Source organism: Streptomyces scabiei 87.22 (assembly GCF_000091305.1).
Lineage (GTDB): Bacteria > Actinomycetota > Actinomycetes > Streptomycetales > Streptomycetaceae > Streptomyces > Streptomyces scabiei.
The window spans coordinates 3,946,114-3,962,999 of record NC_013929.1 but is presented as its reverse complement, the minus strand read 5'-3'; the positions used below and the strand labels follow the sequence as shown (position 1 = coordinate 3,962,999).

General features: G+C 71.6%; 14 protein-coding genes. 7 read left to right on the top strand and 7 right to left on the bottom strand.

What is annotated here, in order from left to right; translation table 11 throughout:
- Positions 1 to 11 precede the first annotated feature (11 nt).
- Positions 12 to 935, bottom strand: coding sequence for a leucine-rich repeat domain-containing protein (locus SCAB_RS16650; protein ID WP_013001255.1), 924 nt, complete (start codon positions 933 to 935; stop codon positions 12 to 14).
- Positions 936 to 1,066: 131 nt separating this feature from the next.
- Between SCAB_RS16650 and leuE the strand changes: the two genes are divergently transcribed.
- Complete coding sequence (leuE, locus tag SCAB_RS16645) at positions 1,067 to 1,720, top strand: leucine efflux protein LeuE (RefSeq protein WP_013001254.1); 654 nt, start codon at positions 1,067 to 1,069, stop codon at positions 1,718 to 1,720.
- On the opposite strand, the gene SCAB_RS16640 is transcribed toward leuE, so the two are convergent.
- Together SCAB_RS16640 and SCAB_RS16635 are read right to left on the bottom strand one after the other, a co-directional pair.
- Positions 1,717 to 2,802 (bottom strand): IS630 family transposase, encoded by a 1,086-nt coding sequence (locus tag SCAB_RS16640; RefSeq protein WP_041669291.1) that lies wholly within the window; start codon positions 2,800 to 2,802, stop codon positions 1,717 to 1,719. The genes leuE and SCAB_RS16640 overlap by 4 nt on opposite strands.
- A 101-nt stretch (positions 2,803 to 2,903) precedes the next feature.
- The gene (locus tag SCAB_RS16635) at positions 2,904 to 4,403 is read right to left on the bottom strand and encodes an FAD-dependent oxidoreductase (protein ID WP_013001252.1); all 1,500 of its coding nucleotides are present in this window, start codon (positions 4,401 to 4,403) and stop codon (positions 2,904 to 2,906) included.
- Between the two features lie 73 nt (positions 4,404 to 4,476).
- Between SCAB_RS16635 and SCAB_RS16630 the strand changes: the two genes are divergently transcribed.
- Positions 4,477 to 5,163, top strand: a complete 687-nt coding sequence (locus SCAB_RS16630; RefSeq protein WP_013001251.1) for a TetR/AcrR family transcriptional regulator C-terminal domain-containing protein — start codon at positions 4,477 to 4,479, stop codon at positions 5,161 to 5,163.
- A 187-nt stretch (positions 5,164 to 5,350) separates the two neighbouring features.
- On the opposite strand, the gene SCAB_RS16625 is transcribed toward SCAB_RS16630, so the two are convergent.
- The 4 genes from SCAB_RS16625 to SCAB_RS16610 form a co-directional block, all read right to left on the bottom strand.
- Complete coding sequence (locus tag SCAB_RS16625) at positions 5,351 to 6,193, bottom strand: class I SAM-dependent methyltransferase (RefSeq protein WP_231885044.1); 843 nt, start codon at positions 6,191 to 6,193, stop codon at positions 5,351 to 5,353.
- A gap of 283 nt (positions 6,194 to 6,476) precedes the next feature.
- Complete coding sequence (locus SCAB_RS16620) at positions 6,477 to 7,637, bottom strand: acyltransferase family protein (protein WP_037723126.1); 1,161 nt, start codon at positions 7,635 to 7,637, stop codon at positions 6,477 to 6,479.
- Between the two features lie 8 nt (positions 7,638 to 7,645).
- Positions 7,646 to 8,980 carry an alpha-2,8-polysialyltransferase family protein gene (locus SCAB_RS16615; RefSeq protein ID WP_013001248.1) on the bottom strand — a complete coding sequence of 445 codons (1,335 nt, stop codon included), beginning with the start codon at positions 8,978 to 8,980 and terminating at the stop codon, positions 7,646 to 7,648.
- Complete coding sequence (locus SCAB_RS16610) at positions 8,977 to 9,954, bottom strand: glycosyltransferase family 2 protein (protein WP_013001247.1); 978 nt, start codon at positions 9,952 to 9,954, stop codon at positions 8,977 to 8,979. The genes SCAB_RS16615 and SCAB_RS16610 overlap by 4 nt, the downstream gene beginning before the upstream one ends.
- A gap of 198 nt (positions 9,955 to 10,152) precedes the next feature.
- Between SCAB_RS16610 and SCAB_RS16605 the strand changes: the two genes are divergently transcribed.
- From SCAB_RS16605 to SCAB_RS16585, 5 genes are all read left to right on the top strand, one after another.
- Positions 10,153 to 11,520: a DUF6716 putative glycosyltransferase gene (locus SCAB_RS16605; protein ID WP_041669289.1), complete on the top strand. Its 1,368-nt coding sequence runs from the start codon at positions 10,153 to 10,155 to the stop codon at positions 11,518 to 11,520.
- Positions 11,521 to 11,555: 35 nt separating this feature from the next.
- On the top strand, positions 11,556 to 12,887 hold the full coding sequence (locus tag SCAB_RS16600) for an N-acylneuraminate cytidylyltransferase (RefSeq protein WP_013001245.1): 1,332 nt from the start codon (positions 11,556 to 11,558) through the stop codon (positions 12,885 to 12,887).
- Positions 12,888 to 12,900: 13 nt separating this feature from the next.
- A complete protein-coding gene (locus tag SCAB_RS16595) occupies positions 12,901 to 13,839 on the top strand; it encodes an N-acetylneuraminate synthase family protein (protein ID WP_013001244.1) in 939 nt (312 codons plus the stop codon).
- A 56-nt stretch (positions 13,840 to 13,895) separates the two neighbouring features.
- A complete protein-coding gene (locus tag SCAB_RS16590) occupies positions 13,896 to 15,002 on the top strand; it encodes a hypothetical protein (protein WP_013001243.1) in 1,107 nt (368 codons plus the stop codon).
- Between the two features lie 157 nt (positions 15,003 to 15,159).
- Complete coding sequence (locus SCAB_RS16585; RefSeq protein ID WP_106437409.1) at positions 15,160 to 16,374, top strand: low temperature requirement protein A; 1,215 nt, start codon at positions 15,160 to 15,162, stop codon at positions 16,372 to 16,374.
- The last annotated feature ends 512 nt before the right edge of the window (positions 16,375 to 16,886 follow it).

Here is a 16,886-nt window from a genome sequence, read left to right as displayed (position 1 = left end):
GGGCGGGCTGGTCAGAGGATTGGCGCCGATCCCGAGTCTGATGAGTCCCTGGAGGGAGCCCAGGCTCTTGGGCAGCTCGACGAGGAGATTCCCCCCATTTCGAGGATCTCGAGTCGGGTTAGGGCTCCGAAGCTGTCGGGGAGGGTGGTCAGTACGTTGTCGGTCAACCACAACGTTTCGAGCTCGGTGAGCTCGCCGAGCCATTCGGGTACCGATGCCAGCCGGTTCTCGCCGAGTGCGAGGAAAGTGAGCCTGGTGAGTTTGCGCAGGGTGGGGGGCAGCTCGGTGAGCTTGTTGCCGTAGAGCATGAGCTGGGTCATCCGGGTCAGGTCACCTAGGCAGGCCGGAATGGCAGTCAGCTCGTTGAAGTCCAGGTTCAGCTCGACGAGTCGGGTGAGCCTGCCGATGGACTCTGGGATACCGGTGAGCCCGTTTCGCATGGCCAGGAGCCGCTCGAGGGCGACGAGCTCGCCGATCCACTCGGGCAACTCTCCGAGCTGGTTCTCGCCGAGTGAGAGAAAGGTGAGCCTGGTGAGTTTGCGCAGGGTGGGGGGCAGCTCGGTGAGCTCGTTGCCATCGAGCATGAGCCGGGTCAGCCCGGTCAGGTCACCAACATAGGGCGGCACAGAAGCCAGCTCGTTGTGGTAGAGGTTCAGCTCGGTGAGTCGGGTGAGCCTACCGATGGACTCTGGGAGGCTGGTCAAACTGTTTTCCTGGACCGAGAGGCTCTTGAGGGCGCCGAGATCGCCTATCCACTCGGGTAACGCATCAAGGTTGTTCTGGTTGAGATCGAGCCCGGTGAGGTGTCTCAGCTCCCTTACCGCCGCCGGTACTTCCGTCAGCTCGAGGCCACTGAGGTCGAGTGATTCAGCGCCCGTCGTCCGGCATGCGTGAATCCGCGCGCCCACCGTGGTGTCGTTGTCGACCACGTCCATCTACCGATTCCGCCCCTGTCTCCGGCCATGGGACCCGCGCCCCTGAAACCCAATGTAGGGATCGCGTCACTTCTGGTCAGGGCATTCCGGAAACCCGCGAGCATCGCACGCTTTCATGCAACACTCCATCCATGTTCGGCGTCATCGACCTTCCCACCTATCTGGCAGGACTCGTCCTGATCGTCCTCCTGCCCGGCCCCAACTCCCTCTACGTGCTGTCCGTGGCGGCCCGTCGTGGGATACGGACCGGGTACCGTGCCGCCGCCGGTGTGTGGGTCGGCGACGCCGTCCTGATGACCCTGTCGGCTGCGGGGGTGGCCTCGCTGCTGCAGGCCAACGCCGTGCTGTTCGGCATCGTGAAGTACGCGGGCGCCGGATATCTGTCGTGGCTGGCGGTGGGGATGCTGCGGGCCGCGTGGGGGATGTGGCGCGGCCGCCACGAGCCGTCGGCCGGGGAGACGGGGACCGAGGCCGTCGAGGGGGAACGGCCGTTCCGGCGGGCGATGATCACCAGTCTGCTCAACCCCAAGGCGATCCTGTTCTTCGTCGCCTTCTTCGTGCAGTTCGTGGACCCCGCGTACGCCTACCCGGCCCTCTCCTTCGTCGTGCTCGGCGCGCTCGCCCAGATCGCCAGCTTCCTCTACCTGAGCGCGCTGATATTCAGCGGCACCAGGCTCGCCGCCACTTTCCGCCGGCGCAGGGCACTGTCGGCGGGCGCCACCTCGGCGGCGGGGGCGATGTTCCTCGGCTTCGCGGTCAAGCTGTCGCTGGCGAGCAGCGCCTAGTGAGCTGGTTCGGAGATGCGTGAGCAGTAGCGGCAGATTCGGTCGAGGATCTGGTCGGCGGTCTTGGTCCATTTGAAGGGTCTGGCCTGGTCGTTCCAGACCTTGATCCAGTCCTCGAGTGCGGCCTTGAGGTCGTCGAGGGAGCAGAACACCCCGCGTTCGAGGCAGCGCCGTTCCAACTCGGCGAACCACCGCTCGACCTGATTGATCCATGACGAGTAGGTGGGCGTGAAGTGGAGGTGGAAGCGGGGATGCGTGAGCAGCCACCTGTGCACCACCGGCGCCTTGTGGGCGGAGAGGTTGTCGCAGATCACGTGGACTGCCAGGCCGGGCTCGGTCTGGCGGTCGATCTCGTCGAGGAAGTCACGGAAGTCCACGGCCCGGTGCTGCGCGGACAGCTTCGAGATCACCTTGCCCGTCGCGGTGTTCAGGGCGGCGAACAGATCGACGGTGCCGTGCCGGACGTAGTCGAAGCTGCGCCGTTCGGGCACTCCGGGCAGCATCGGCAGGACCGGCGCGGTTCGTTCCAGGGCCTGGATCTGCGGTTTCTCGTCCACCGCGAACACCGCGGCGTTGGCCGGCGGGGCGAGGTAGAGGCCGACGACATCGCGGATCTTGTCGATCAGGAGCGGGTCCGGAGAGATCTTGAAGGTCTCGGTCCGCCATGGCTGCAGGCCGAAGGCGTGCCAGATACGCAGCACGCTCGCCGGGGAGATCCCCACGACCTTGGCCAGCTCCCGCTTCGACCAGTGCGTCCCACCCGGAGGCGTCTGCTCCAGCGTGCGCACCACCACCTCTTCGACCTGGGCATCGGTGATGGTTCGTGGCACTCCCGGGCGCGGTTCGTCGCTGAGCCCGTCCAGCCGGGCGCGCAGGAATCCCGCCCGCCACTTGGTCACGGTGCCCCGGTTGACGCCCAGCCGCGCGGCGACCGCGATATTGCTGCCGCCGTCCGCGCAGGCCAGCACGATCCGTGCCCGTAACGCCAGGCCCTGCGCGGTCGTCCGGCGCCGGGCCCATCCCCGCAACGTCCGCCGCTCGGTATCGGATAACACCAACGGCGCAAGCCTGCTGTCGCCCATCCCCACAGCAGACCGCAAACCACCAGCCCCGTCACCACCCAAGCCGCGATCCGAAACGGAACACGACTCAAGTGGCGACGGAAGAACTCAAAACCGGCTCACTAGGTGACACCCGCCGCGCCGCCTCGGGTGAGACCCGCCGCGGCCGCGTACGCGGTGAGGCCGGCCGGGGTCTCGCCCGCCCAGCCGACATGTCCGTCGGGGCGGACGAGGAAGACGCCGGTGCCGTAGGGCTCGTAGGGCGGGATGTGGACCCGGCGTACGTTCCTCAGCGGTGGCTGTTCCGCCGGGAGCGACCGGTCCGCCGGGCCGTCCGCGCCGACGGTGAGCAGGGTCCAGTGCGGCCCGCGGAAGATGTCGAAGAGGCGTACGCCGCCGCGCCGGCCGTCGGGCGCGCGGTCGCCGGCGCGCAGGGCGCCCGGGGGCAGGTTCTCGCGGGTGTCGACGCTGAGCGAGGCACCCCGGTAGCCGAGGCCGAGCTGCTGGGTGGCCCGGCCCCGGCGCTGCTCGCCCCGGTGCACCCGGGTGGAGAGGCCGAGCATGGCCGCGGCCATCGGACGCCGCTCCTCCTCGTACGTGTCCAGCAGGGCGTCCCGCGCCTCGCCGCGTACCACCGCGCCCAGCTTCCAGCCCAGGTTGTACGCGTCCTGGACGCTGGTGTTGAGGCCCTGGCCCCCGGCGGGCGAGTGCACGTGCGCCGCGTCCCCGGCGAGGAACACGCGCCCCGCGCGGAAGCGGTCGGCGAGCGCCGCCCGCGGCCGGAAGTCCGAGGCCCAGCCCACCTCGGTCACGTCCTCGGGTGCGAGGTGGGAGCGGGCGGCGACGAGTGTGCGGATGCCGTCCGGGGAGAGATCGACCGCCGTGCCGGGGTCCGGGAAGTTGGCTGCGAGCTGGAAGTCCTCGGTGCCCGGGAGCGGGCAGAGCGCCATGAAGCCGTGCTCGCCCGACGGCGGGAACAGGTGCCAGTTGTCGCGGTCGAGCGCCGGGACGCGGAGGTCGGCGACCAGGGTCGGACTCGGGTCGACGGTCTCGCCGGTCATTCCGATGCCGAGGAGGCGCCGCACGGTGGAGCGGCCCCCGTCGGCGGCCACGGCGTAGCGGGCGCGGACCACGGGGCCGGCGGTGAAGGAGGCGGTCACGCCGTCCGCGTCCTGGGTCAGGTCCGTCAGCTCGCGGCCGAAGGCGACGTCGCCGCCCAGGTCCCGCAGGCGGGACAGCAGGATCCGTTGGGTCCGCCACTGGGGGATCAGCCACGGGCCCTGGTACGGCTCCGCCTCCGTCGGCTCCGACACGTCGAACATCCGGTGCTCGCCCTGTCGGCCGCCCTCGCTCCAGACCATGCCGACGGGGGCGGGGGCGCCTGCGGCGCGGACCGCGTCGAGCACGCCGAGGTCGTCGAGGACCTCCAGGGTGCGCGGCTGCATCCCCTTGCCCCGTGAGCCCGGGAACAGCGCGTCGGCCCGTTCCACGAGCAGGGCGCCCACGCCGCGCCGGGCCAGATCGACGGCTAGGGCGAGGCCGGTGGGGCCGGCGCCGACGATCAGGACGTCCGTCGTGTGCGGGGTCGGGGCAGGGGCGGAGGCAGGGGTGGTTCCGCTCATGGGTTCCGATCTCCTTAACGCCGTTAAGTAGCTGCGGGCAGCAGCATGCGCTTAACGCCGTTAAGCTGTCAACGTGGTTCCCAGGAAATCCCCGAAGCTGGACAAGGCCCAGGTCGCCGAGGCGGCCCTGCGGCTGCTGAACGACGTCGGTCTGGAAGGGCTGAGCCTCCGGCTGATCGCCAAGGAGCTGGACGTCCAGGCGCCCGCGCTCTACTGGCACTTCGAGAACAAGCAGGATCTGCTCGACGAGATGGCGACCGAGATGGTCCGGCGCATGGCGGCGGACTGGGCCGCCATGCCGTCGGGGCCGGACGACGGCGTCGACTGGCAGGCGGCCCTGCGGGCGCGGATGCGGGGGCTGCGCGCGCATCTGCTGCGGTACCGCGACGGCGCGAAGGTGTACAGCGGGACGCGCTTCACGGACCTGTCGTACGCGGAGCCGATGGAGGCGAACCTGCGCGTGCTGACGGCCGCGGGCTTCTCACCGGCGGGGGCCGCGCGGGCCTGGTTCACGGCGTACAGCTACACCATCGGGTACGTCATCGAGGAGCAGTCGATGGGGGTGGATCCGGCCGGGGGCGGCGAAGGGTACGACCTCGCCGCACGCGCCGAGCGGTTGGCGGGGTACCCGCTGGCCGTGGAGGCGGGCCGGGAGATGTTCCGGGACCACGAGCGGGGGTTCGAGGTGGGGCTGGAGGCGGTGGTGGTGGGGATCGCCGTGGCGCTGCGGGGCGACGAGGCGGCGCGCAGAGGGTGGTGAGCGGCGCGGCGCGGCGGGGTGGCGGGCGGTTCGTGGGCGGCCGACGGCTGGGTGTGGTTGCTCGCGCAGTTCCCCGCGCGCGTGACGGGGCGCGGGCCCGTGGCGGGGCGGGCTCCCCGCACGTCACCGCTCACGCCTCCCCTGCAGCTCACCCTCCCTCACCCGGTGCGCCCGGACGGACAGCGCCTCAGCTCGTTCGCCTTCCTGCCGCCCTCGCCTTTCTGATCGTCCTCGTCAGCAGCGGTGGCAGGAGGTCCCGGGCGAGGGCGAGGGCGCGGGCGGGGCTCCGGGGCGGGCGCGGCCGGGTCGGGGGCGTGCGGGCCGGCGTCGGGGGGTCGGGGGGTGTCCAGTGGCGGGACTTCGGGAAGGCCGGGGCCTTCATGCCCTTGGACTTGAGGCGGATGATGCGGTGGCCGGCCGCCCGCTGGTTGCTGAGGTGGCAGTCGTTGCGTCGCGTGACCATCTCCAGCAGGGCCTCCTGGACGGGTTCCGGGTCGCCCCACGTGCCGTAGAGCTTCTGCGTGCTGAGGCAGACCGGGTTGAGGCCCCGGTTGAGGACGGCCTCCCACACGGCGACGGAGACACCGGGCGTGTGCTCCGAGCGGAAGTCGTCCAGGACGACCAGACCGCCGGGGAGGAGCAGGTGCCGGGCTGCGGTGATGTCGGCCTCGACGTGCTCGTACAGGTGCGAGGCGTCGATGTGCACGAAGCGGCAGGAGCCCGGCTCGACCTCGCCCGGGACGATCGAGCTGGGGCCCTGCAGGACGCGGGGCAGCTCGTCGTGGAAGGAGAGGTAGTTCGCCTCGAAGGCCCGGCGGGTGAGCGTACTGCGGTACGACTTGGTGGCCTCCGCCGCGTTGGCGTCGTCCGGCGCGTCGCTCTCGAAGAGGTCGCAGACCGTGTAGGACTCGCCCTCCCGGAGGTGCCGGCCGAGGAAGACGGCGCTCTTGCCCATGTAGACGCCGACCTCCAGGAGATCGCCTTTCTCGCCCGCTTCCTCCTGTCGGTCGAGAAGCCAGTCGAAAAGCATTTGGTCGAGCACCGGAAACCAGCCGGGAACGTCGTCGAGTTCACGGGGGAGCCGGATCGTGCCGTGTTCGGATGTCGTTCCGGAGGGCGTTCCGGATGTCGTTCCGGAGGGTGTTGTCGGGGTCATTCCGGGAGTCGTTTCAGAGGCCATGAGGACAGAAGACTCTCTCGCGTCGACGAGGTGACCGTGGACCGTTCAAGGATGCTGCGGAGCCTTACCGGAAAGACGGTGCCGAATCCTCGGGCCGGATGAACAGTCGGCCAATTCCGCGTTCAGGGACGGTTCAGCGCCGGCGGCCCCCGAGTGAATCGCGCAGCCAGGGCTGCAACGGACGTTCGACCCAGCGGTGCAGCAGCCAGGCCGGCGCCAGCATCAGCGCCACCGTGAGCGCGACGGTCACCGACGACGTGACGCCCAGCCCCTGGTGCAGGGCCCGGACCACGGGCCAGCCCAGGTGCTCGTGCACCAGGTAGAACGGATACGTCAGGGCGCCCGCGGTGGCCATCCAGGGCCGGTCGAAGCGCCGCAGCAGCCCCAGCGCGACCGCCGCCACGGCCACGAAACCGGCGCCGACGGCGAGGGCGATGCCCAGCTGGGAGCGGTAGGAGAAGAACTCCGGGTCCGGGGCGTGCCACAGGTCCTCGACCGTCCGGTACTGGCTCAGCAGCAGGCTGAACACCACGACCAGCCAGGCCGCGGCGTCCCGGCGGTCACGGTGCACCAGATACAGGCCCAGGCCGCCGATGAACAGCGACGCGTACTGCGGCATCAGGACGACGTCCAGCAACGGCTCGTTCGCGGCCGTGGCCAGCACCGAGGCCAGCGTCCACCCGCCGCAGAACCACAGGACCCGTCCGCGGGTCACTCCGGGTACCACCACGCACAGCGCGAACAGGACGTAGAAGCGGACCTCCGCCCACAGCGTCCAGCACACGCCCAGGACCCGGTCGGCGCCCAGCGGCATCTGCAGCATCGTGAGGTTGACCAGGAACTCGCTGACGGACACCCGCGCGAAACCGGTGACGGGGAGGGCGAAGACGGCGGCGACGAGGATCACCGCCGCCCAGTAGGCCGGCAGCAGACGGGCCGCGCGGGAGGCCAGGAACGACCGGGGCGAACGCCCCCAGCCGCTGGCGCAGATCACGAACCCGCTGATCACGAAGAACGCCTGGACCCCGGCCCAGCCGTACGCGAAGAAGCCGTGGGCGCTGGGGAACTGCGCGGCGGGCGAGGTCCCCCACGCCTTCCCGATCTCCCCGTCGCGCCCGCCGTAGTGATAGGCGGCGACGGAGAGGGCGGCGACCAGCCGCAGCCCGTCGAGCGCGAACAGCCGGGGCCGGGCCGTCCCCGAACCCCGGCCGGGGTCCGGGGAACTGCGCGACCGGCCCCCGTCCACCCGTGCCCGGGACCCGGCACGCTCGTCCGTCCTCGTCGCGGACGTCACCCCGGGGCTCACCCCAGGGCCGCTCGCTTGAGGGACCGGGCCCGTCGCGCGACTCTTCGCACGGTGGCGTTGCGCGGGATGAACGCGAGCTGGACGGGGATGCCGCCGGGCAGCCCCAGCGAGGTCAGCCGGCGCCGCTTGAAGTACCGCAGGACGTGCGCGTCCAGATGCCGCGTCAGATACGCCTCGGCCTCGCCGCGCAGCGACGGGTAGATCTTCGGCTGCATCGCGAACCCGACCGCGCGGACCAGGCCGTCGAGGTCGGCGACGGCCGTGCCCGGCCGCTGCGAGGCGACCGCGTCCCGGTCGCCCAGCTCCGGCAGCAGCGCGTCCACGATCGTGACGGGCACCCGGTTGCTGTTCTCGTACGGGGCGAGGCGGTCCAGCAGCGTGCCGGTGCCGACGCGGGCGACCGGCAGGCCGTACAGCGCGGAGGCGGTGAGCAGGGCCGTGGAGAAGCAGCCGACGACGAGGGCCGGACGCATGCGCTGGTAGAGCACCTCGGCGAGGACCGGCGTGTCCAGCACGGTCAGGTCGGCGCCGAGCCGCTCCGCCTCCTTCTCCAGACCGCGCGACCAGCGCGCCGGGGCACTGGGGTGCGGCTTGAACACGACCTTGGTGTGTCCGAGCGCGACCGCGCCGGCCAGCATCCGCACATGGAGGTTCTCCTCCTCCTCGGCCGTGAGGATGCCGAGCGCGGAGAGGTACTGGCCGAGCAGCAGCGCGGGCTCCTCGACTGCGGGCAGGCCGTCACCGGTGTCGGCGAGTTCCGCCAGCACCTTCACGAAGGCGTCCGTCGGCACGATCTCCGGCTCGACCCCGAACTCGGTGAGCAGCAGGGGCTTGAGGTCCGGGACGAGGTCCAGGTGGAGGAGACGGTCGACGCGGGTGCCGACCAGCGGGTCGATCTTGTTGCGGGTGGGGCCGTAGCTCATCAGGCCGTCCGCGTACACGGTCACGGGGGCGCCGGTGAAGATCTGGGTGAAGCCGAGTGCCGGGTGCACCTGGATGGACTCCACGGCCAGTTCGACGTCGTCGTCCCCCAGGTTCCACAGGAGCCGCAGATGCCGTTCCCACAGCGGTACGTCGTCCTGGCGCGGGGACCAGCCGCCGGGGTGGAAGGGGGAGATGGTCTCGTTCCAGGAGATCACCTCGTCGAAGCGGCCGCTCAGCCGTGCGAAGCCGGGCATCTCGTCCAGGCCGGTGGCCGTCTCCGGCGTCGCCGCGTTGTCGGAGATCAGCAGGATGCGCCGGGCGGCGGGGCGGAAGCACTCGGTGTCCAGGGCGGCGGCCAGCGTGGCCGTGCCGTACAGCGTGGACGCCATGAAGATCTGCGTGGTCATGCGGCGACCCCCGTGGCGGCGGGACGGCGGCGCAGCCGGCGCAGCCGGGTGGCGCGCTGGACGTCCATGGAGTCGAGCGCCTCGTCGAGCACGTCCTGCGGCATACGGCGCAGCGCGACGGCGCTCATCGACTTCAGTTTCCGTGCCACCGCCGGCTCGAACCTTTCGATGGATCCCAAATGGTGGGAGATGATCGCGCAATAGGTGCGCACGGCCTTGGGGAGAAGCCTGTCCGCGTCCCGGTCCTTCGCGGTCTCCGCGATGACCTGGTCGAACGCGCGGATGAAGTCCAGCTGCCGTACGTCGCCGATCTGGGTCAGGGAGGACGCCACTCCGCGTCGGTAGAAGACGCCCAGCAGCCCCACCGTGGCGAAGGACTCGGCCTCCCGGTGGAGCTTCCAGATCCACGGCCGGTCCTCGGCCGTACGCAGCCCGTGGGTGAAGTGCAGGACGCCCTTGTCGACCAGTCGGCGGTGGTAGATGCCCGCCCAGGCGAACGCGTAGTCGACGGAGGTGGAGCGGTCGGCGGGCAGGATCGCGTCCCGTGGGTTCATCACCACGCCCCGGCGCCCGTTGGGCACCCGGTGGACGGAGCGGGCCCGCCCGGTGCACTGGACGTGGTCCGTGCGCACGAAGTCGCAGCCCAGGTCCTCGATGGCGGCCAGCAGCCGGGGGAAGTAGCCGTGGGCGAGCCAGTCGTCCCCGTCCAGGAAGGTCAGGTATTCACCGCGGGCGTTGTCGATGCCCGTGTTGCGCGCGGTCGCCAGTCCTCCGTTCTCTTCATGTCTGACATACACCGCCCCCGGCAACTCGCGCTCCGCGCGCGCGAGAATGTCCGGTGTCTCGTCGCGCGAGCAGTCGTCGACGAGAATGAATTCGAAGTCCTCACGAGCATTTGCTCCGAGGCTCTTCAGGGTGTCGGGCGCGTATTGCTGCACGTTGTAGAACGGCACGATGACGGAGAGCTTGACCACCCCCGTGACGTTAGGTGGCCCTCCGGCATTCGTCTTGACCACCCGCTTGATGTCAGGTGAACGACGCGTGGCGGAACCGTGAACCAGGCGCATTCCGCCGTCGTTCGCGTCCCGATTCGCCGTTCGGCGGCGTGCTGTTAACCCTTTGTTGTATTCGGGTTGGGCCGTTCAACGGAATCGCTTCCTAGCGTCTTCGATGTGCCAGCAAGTGCTACGAACACCCTGCGAGTCGCCGTACTCGCGGATTCCGACACCCGGTGGAAATGGGGCGCGCTCACCGCGCACCGGCTCGCTCCGGAGGCGTCGGAGGTCCGCCTGGACGGCTTCCTCCTGCGCGGCCGGGCCACTCCCACGGCCCGTCAGCTGCGGGAGGTCGGCGTCCGCGCCGACTCCCTGCGCGAGGTGACCGGCCTCGAATTCCTGCGCGCCATGAAGGAGGCCGCGTACGACATCGTCCTGCTCTCCCTCGTCGGCGGGGGTGTCCAGGCGATGCTGCACGGCCTGCGCCGGGCCTGGGACGGGCGTACGAAGCGGCCGGTGGTCGTCACCGGGTACGTCGGCGTCGTCTACGAGAAGCTCGCCGACGGTCTGCTGCTGCGGCACGGAGCGGACCTCGTCCTCGCCAACTCCCGTCAGGACGCGGACCGGTTCACGGCGGTGTACGAAGGCGTGGGCGCGGACGCCTCCTCGGTCACCGAGGTCGCGCTGCCCTTCCTGGGCGGCACACCCCACCCGGGCGTCGGGGACCCGTCCGCGGAGCGGGGGCGCGGGCCCTACACGGTCGTCTTCGCCGTACAGCCCTCCGTCCCCGACAACCGCAGGGACCGTACGTACCTGCTGAACCGGCTGATCGGGCACGCCCGGCTGCACCCCGACCGCGAGGTGCTGCTGAAGCTGCGCTCCAAGCCGGGCGAGCACACCACGCACATCGAGGAACTGCCCTACCAGAAGCTGGCGGAGAAGCTGCCCGGCGGTCTGCCGGCCAACTTCCGTCTCGCCTACGGGAACATGGGCGAGGTCCTCGACACCACCGACCTGCTGGTCACCGTCAGCTCCACGGCGGCCCTGGAGTCGCTGCACCGCCGGATCCCCACCGTCGTCCTCACCGACCTCGGCATCCGCGAGACCCTCGGCAACCACCACTTCGTGGGCTCCGGCTGCCTCGCCTCCTGGGACCAGCTGGACGCCGGGTACGAGCCGGCGCCGGACCCGCGCTGGGTCGCCCGGCAGGGCGTGATGGCCGGGGGCGGCTCCGGCACGGACTCCGGGGCGGGCTCGTACGCCACCGCCTTCGACGCGGCCCGCGCCCGCGTCGCGAAGCTGGTCGCCGCGCCCGGACTGCCGCCGCTCGCGCCGTACTACACACCCGTCACCGCGCCCGGCTACCTCCCCGGCATCCTCGCCCGCCACCACCTCGGCCCCGACGGCACACCGCTGCCCGGGGCACCCGCCGCCGACCGGCAGGCCGGGCCCGTACGGCAGATCGTGCGCCGGGCGGCGCGCGGCGCCTACCGCCACGGAGTGCAGCGCGTGGCGCCCGTCATCCGCCGGATGGGAGAGCTGTGAGCCGCCACCCGTCCACTGCGCAAGGAGTACAGCCCATGCCCCACCCGGAAGCGGACCGAGCGGCCACCGCCCGCCGCGTCCTCGCCGTGATCCCCGCGCGCGGCGGCTCCAAGGGCGTCCCCGCGAAGAACCTCGCCCCCGTCGGCGGCGTTCCGCTGGTGACCCGCGCGGTCCGCGAGTGCCTCGCCGCCCGGCTGGTGACCCACGTCGTCGTCTCCACCGACGACCACGCCATCGCCGCCGCCGCCCGTGAGTCCGGCGCCGAGGTCGTGCTCCGCCCCGCCGCCATCGCCGGCGACACCGCCACCTCCGAGGCCGCCGTCCTGCACGCCCTGGACGCCCACGAGGCCCTGCACGGCGCCACGGTCGACGTGGTCCTCCTCGTCCAGTGCACGAGCCCCTTCATCCTCCGCGAGGACATCGACGGCGTGGCCCGCGCCCTCGTCGAGCACGGCGCGGACACCGCCCTCACGGTCGCCCCGTTCCACGGCTTCGTCTGGCGCGAGACGACGGACGAGCCGGCGGACGAGCCGGCGGACGGCGCGCACGGGTACGCGGAGCCCGCGACGGCTCAGCACGAGCCCCTGGCGGCCTCCGGCGGCGTGCCCACCACCGCCGGAGGCCACGGCGTCAACCACGACAAGTCCTTCCGCCCCCGCCGCCAGGACCGCCCGCAGGACCTGCTGGAGACCGGCGCCGCCTACGCCATGGACGCGGCGGGGCTGCGCAAGTACCAGCACCGGTTCTTCGGCCGCACCGAACTCGTGCGCACCGACCCCGCGCGGGTCCTGGAGATCGACGACCCGCACGACCTCGCCCGCGCCCAGGCCCTCGCGCCGCTCTTCGACGCGCACCGGCCCGGCGCCCTCCCCACCCACGACGACATCGACGCCGTGGTCCTCGACTTCGACGGCACCCAGACCGACGACCGGGTGCTGATCGACTCCGACGGACGGGAGTTCGTCTCCGTGCATCGCGGCGACGGACTCGGCATCGCGGCCCTCCGCAGGAGCGGCCTGCGGATGCTGATCCTGTCCTCGGAACAGAACCCGGTCGTCGCCGCCCGGGCCCGGAAGCTCAAGCTCCCGGTCCTGCACGGCATCGACCGCAAAGACCTCGCACTGAAGCAGTGGTGCGAGGAGCAGGGCATCGCGCCGGAGCGCGTGCTCTACGTCGGCAACGACGTCAACGACCTCCCGTGCTTCGCCCTCGTGGGCTGGCCCGTGGCGGTCGGCAGCGCCCACGACGTCGTGCGCGGCGCCGCACGCGCGGTCACCACCGTCCCCGGCGGTGAAGGCGCGATCCGGGAGATCGCCGGCTGGATCCTCGGCCCCTCCCTCGACTCTCTCGACTCCCTCACCAAGTAAGGAACCCTCCGTCATGAGCACCAACTCCCGTCTGCGCACCTTCGGTTCGAAGACCGCCGGCCCCGGCCACCCCGTCTACGTCGTCGGTGAGATCGGCATCAACCACAACGGCGAGCTGGAGAACGCGTTCAAGCTGATCGACGCCGCCGCCGAGGCCGGCTGCGACGCCGTCAAGTTCCAGAAGCGCACCCCCGAGATCTGCACCCCGCGCGACCAGTGGGACATCGAGCGCGACACCCCCTGGGGCCGCATGACCTACATCGACTACCGCCACCGCGTGGAGTTCGGTGAGGACGAGTACCGCCAGATCGACGAGTACTCCAAGGAGAAGGGCATCGACTGGTTCGCCTCCCCGTGGGACACCGAGGCCGTCGCCTTCCTGGAGAAGTTCGACGTCCCGGCCCACAAGGTGGCCTCCGCCTCCCTGACCGACGACGAGCTGCTGCGCGCCCTGCGCTCCACCAACCGCACGGTCATCCTCTCCACCGGCATGTCGACCCCGCGGCAGATCCGCCACGCCGTCGAGGTCCTCGGCAGCGACAACATCCTGCTCTGCCACGCCACCTCGACCTACCCGGCCAAGGCGGAGGAGCTCAACCTCCGCGTCATCAACACCCTCCAGGCCGAGTACCCCAACGTCCCGATCGGCTACTCCGGCCACGAGACGGGCCTGCAGACCACCCTCGCGGCCGTCGCCCTCGGCGCCACCTTCGTCGAGCGCCACATCACCCTCGACCGCGCGATGTGGGGCTCCGACCAGGCCGCCTCCGTCGAGCCGGGCGGCCTCACCCGCCTCGTCCGCGACATCCGCACCATCGAGGCCTCCCTCGGCGACGGCGTCAAGAAGGTCTACGACTCCGAGCTGGGCCCCATGAAGAAGCTGCGCCGTGTCTCCGGCGTCGTCGCCGAGGCGGAGATCGCGGCGGCGGCGGGCGAGCCGGTCGCGGTCTGAGCCTCCCTCCATCCCTGGACCACGGGTCTCCCTCACTACGGGACGGTCGTACGTCGATGAGCCCCCGCGCCGGAACCGCCGGCCCCCACACTCTCGCCTTCGTCGAGAGCCCGGTACAGCTGCTCAACGTGCTGGAGTGGGCGCACGCCCACGCCCTCGGCACACCCGAGGACCCCGGCGCGGGGCCCTTTCGAAAGGGCGGCGCGGGACTCACCGTCGTGGTGCTGTCGCCCAACGACCCCATGACCCGCGGCCAGCTGCGCCGGATGGCGGAGCTGGCCCGGGACGAGGGCCACCACGTGCGCTGGGAGGAGGCGCGCGGCGGCACCGCCGCCCCCTTCCGCACCATCGGCGGCCTCGCGCCGCTGCTGCGTGCCGCGAGCCGCATCGTCCTGGGCGACCCCTTCTCCCGGTACGTGCAGCTGCTGCTGACCATCACCCGGGCCCGGGACGTCGTCGTCGTCGACGACGGCACCGCGACCATGGAGTTCGTCTCCCAGCTGGCCCGGGGCGAGCGCCTCGTGCGCTGGCACCGCAAGGGCGGCCGCCCCGGCCCCCGCGACCTGATCTTCGCCCCGGTCTCCTCCCGGGCCCGCAAGCGCCTCACCCCGACCGCCGGCAGACGCGTCGAGGTCTTCTCCTCCATGCCGATCGACGAGACCCCCGAGGGCGTCTTCGTCACCGCCAACGACTTCGCCTGGACCCGGTCCCGCTTCGGCCCGCCCCGCATCACCAAGGGCGCCGACCTCGTGGGCACGTCCCTCGTGGAGACCGGGGTGGTGGACGGCGAGCGCTACCTCGAAGCCGTCCGCTCCCTCGCCACCGCCCACGGCGCCACCCGCTACTTCGCCCACCGCCGCGAGAGCGCCGAGAAACTCCACACCCTCGCCGCCGCGACCGGCCTGGAGATCGTCCGCCCCGACCTCCCCCTCGAACTCATCGCCCGCCGGGGCCCCATCGGCCGCACGATCCTCAGCTTCCCCTCGACGGTGGTCCACACCCTGCCGCTCGCACTCGCCGGCACGGACGTACGCGTGGCGGTCTGCGACATCGACCCGAGCTGGCTGACGGAGAACGCCTCCCCGCGCGCCCAGGGCTTCCTGTCCGGCGTCACGGGCACGGCACGGGACGTCCACCGGCTGTCGTCGGTCGTACCGGTCTGACCCGCCCCCCGGCACCCCCCGGACCGAGTGCCCCGGACCGAGTGCCCCGGACCGTGTTCGCTCCGGGGGTATCCGGAGCCGTCGCTTCCCCGGCCGGTCCCCGCCTATCGTGCCGCCTGACCGGGGAGGCGAAGCGCCCTCCCCGAAAGGGGGAGTGGTGACGACACACGGCGAACGCGCGCGGCTCACGCCGACGGCGGACGGACACCGGGTCACGCCCGCCGAACTCTTCTTCGATCTCGTGTTCGTCTACGCCATCACCCAGGTCACGGCCCTGATGGCCGCCGATCCCACCGCCCTGAGCCTGCTCGGCGGCATGGTCGTCCTGGCCCTCCTGTGGTGGTGCTGGTGCTGCTTCGCCTGGCTCGGCAACGTCGTACGCGCCGACTCGGGCGCCATGTCCGGAGTGCTGGTGGCGGTGATGACGGTCGTCCTGATCGTCTCCCTGACGGTCCCCAAGGTGTACGAGGACGACCCGGCCGGCCTGTACGCCCCCTTGCTGTTCGTCGCCTGCTACGGCGCCGTCCGCGTCCTGCACCTGGTGACCTACTGGCTCTCCGACCCCGCCGACACGGCCCTGCGCGCCACCCTGCGCCGTACGGCCCTGCTCTCGGTGCTCCCGCCCTTCACCCTGCTGCTCGTGGGCTCGGCCTTCGACGGCGTGACGCGGATCCTGATCTGGCTGGCCGCGGTGGTCATCGACTACGCGGGCATCTTCGTCACCGGCCGGTCCGGCTGGCGCGTGGCGTCCCCCGCCCACTTCTCCGAACGCCACGGCCTGATCGTCATCATCGCGCTGGGCGAGTCCATCGTCGCGATCGGCGTCGGTGTCACCGGCTACGCGGTCACCGCCCCCGTCGTGGCCGCGGCGGCCCTCGGTCTGCTGGTCTCCGCCGCCCTCTGGCGCCTGTACTTCCACGGCGTCAGCGAGCCGGCCGAACACCGCCTGGCCGAACGGACCGGCGACGACCGCACGGTCCTGGCCCGCGACGCGTACACCTTCCTGCACCTGCCGCTGGTGGCCGGTGTCGTCATCACCGCCCTCGGCATGAAGACGACCCTGCACCAGGTCGCCGACACGGGCCACTACGCCCTGTCCGAGCCCCTCCACGGCATGCCCGCCTGGGCGCTGGCCGGCGGTACGGGCCTGTTCCTGCTCGGCTCCGCCGCGATCCTGCTGCGCACCACGGGCCGCCGCGCCCCGGCCCTGCTCATCGGCGGCACCCTCTGCCTTGCGGCAGGCCCCCTGACCGCCCTCGTCCCGGCCCTGGCCGCCCTGACGGCCCTGACCGCGACACTGGCCGCGGTCCTGGTCCTCCACGCCCGCACCACCCGGCCGACGGGCGCCGCGGACACGGCTCGACGAGGCTGAGAAGCCCGGGGCCGCCCCGGCTTCTCGGATGGCGCGGGGATGGCGCGGGGGGACCGCGTGACCGTCCGAGGGCGGGCGCCCCGCCGCGCGGCGCGAGCCGGGCCCGCCGATCACCCGCCGGGTCGCCCTCCCGTCGACCTCGCGCCCCGCGTCACCCTCGTGATCCCTGTCACCCCCACCGGCCCCGCACGACCCGGCCGCGCACCACGGTCCCGGCCCCCCGATTCACCCCCGCAGCCGCAGGCCACCGCCCTGTCGTGGTCCCACCGCGCCGCCTCCCCATGCACCCTGTCGCACACACGGCGTAGCGGAATCGTCACGCGGTGGTGAGGGTTCCGGGACGGTGCGCTGGGCCGGACGTGGTATCCGTGGAGTGTGGGAATCGTCCGGACACCCCCGGACGTTTGAACGATGGGATTCGCGGGCAACCCCGGCGCTCCCTTCTCCGAGGTCAGCCCGCCCGCGAAGAGGCGGCCGGGTATACCCATCCCTGCCAATACGTATGCGTCGTG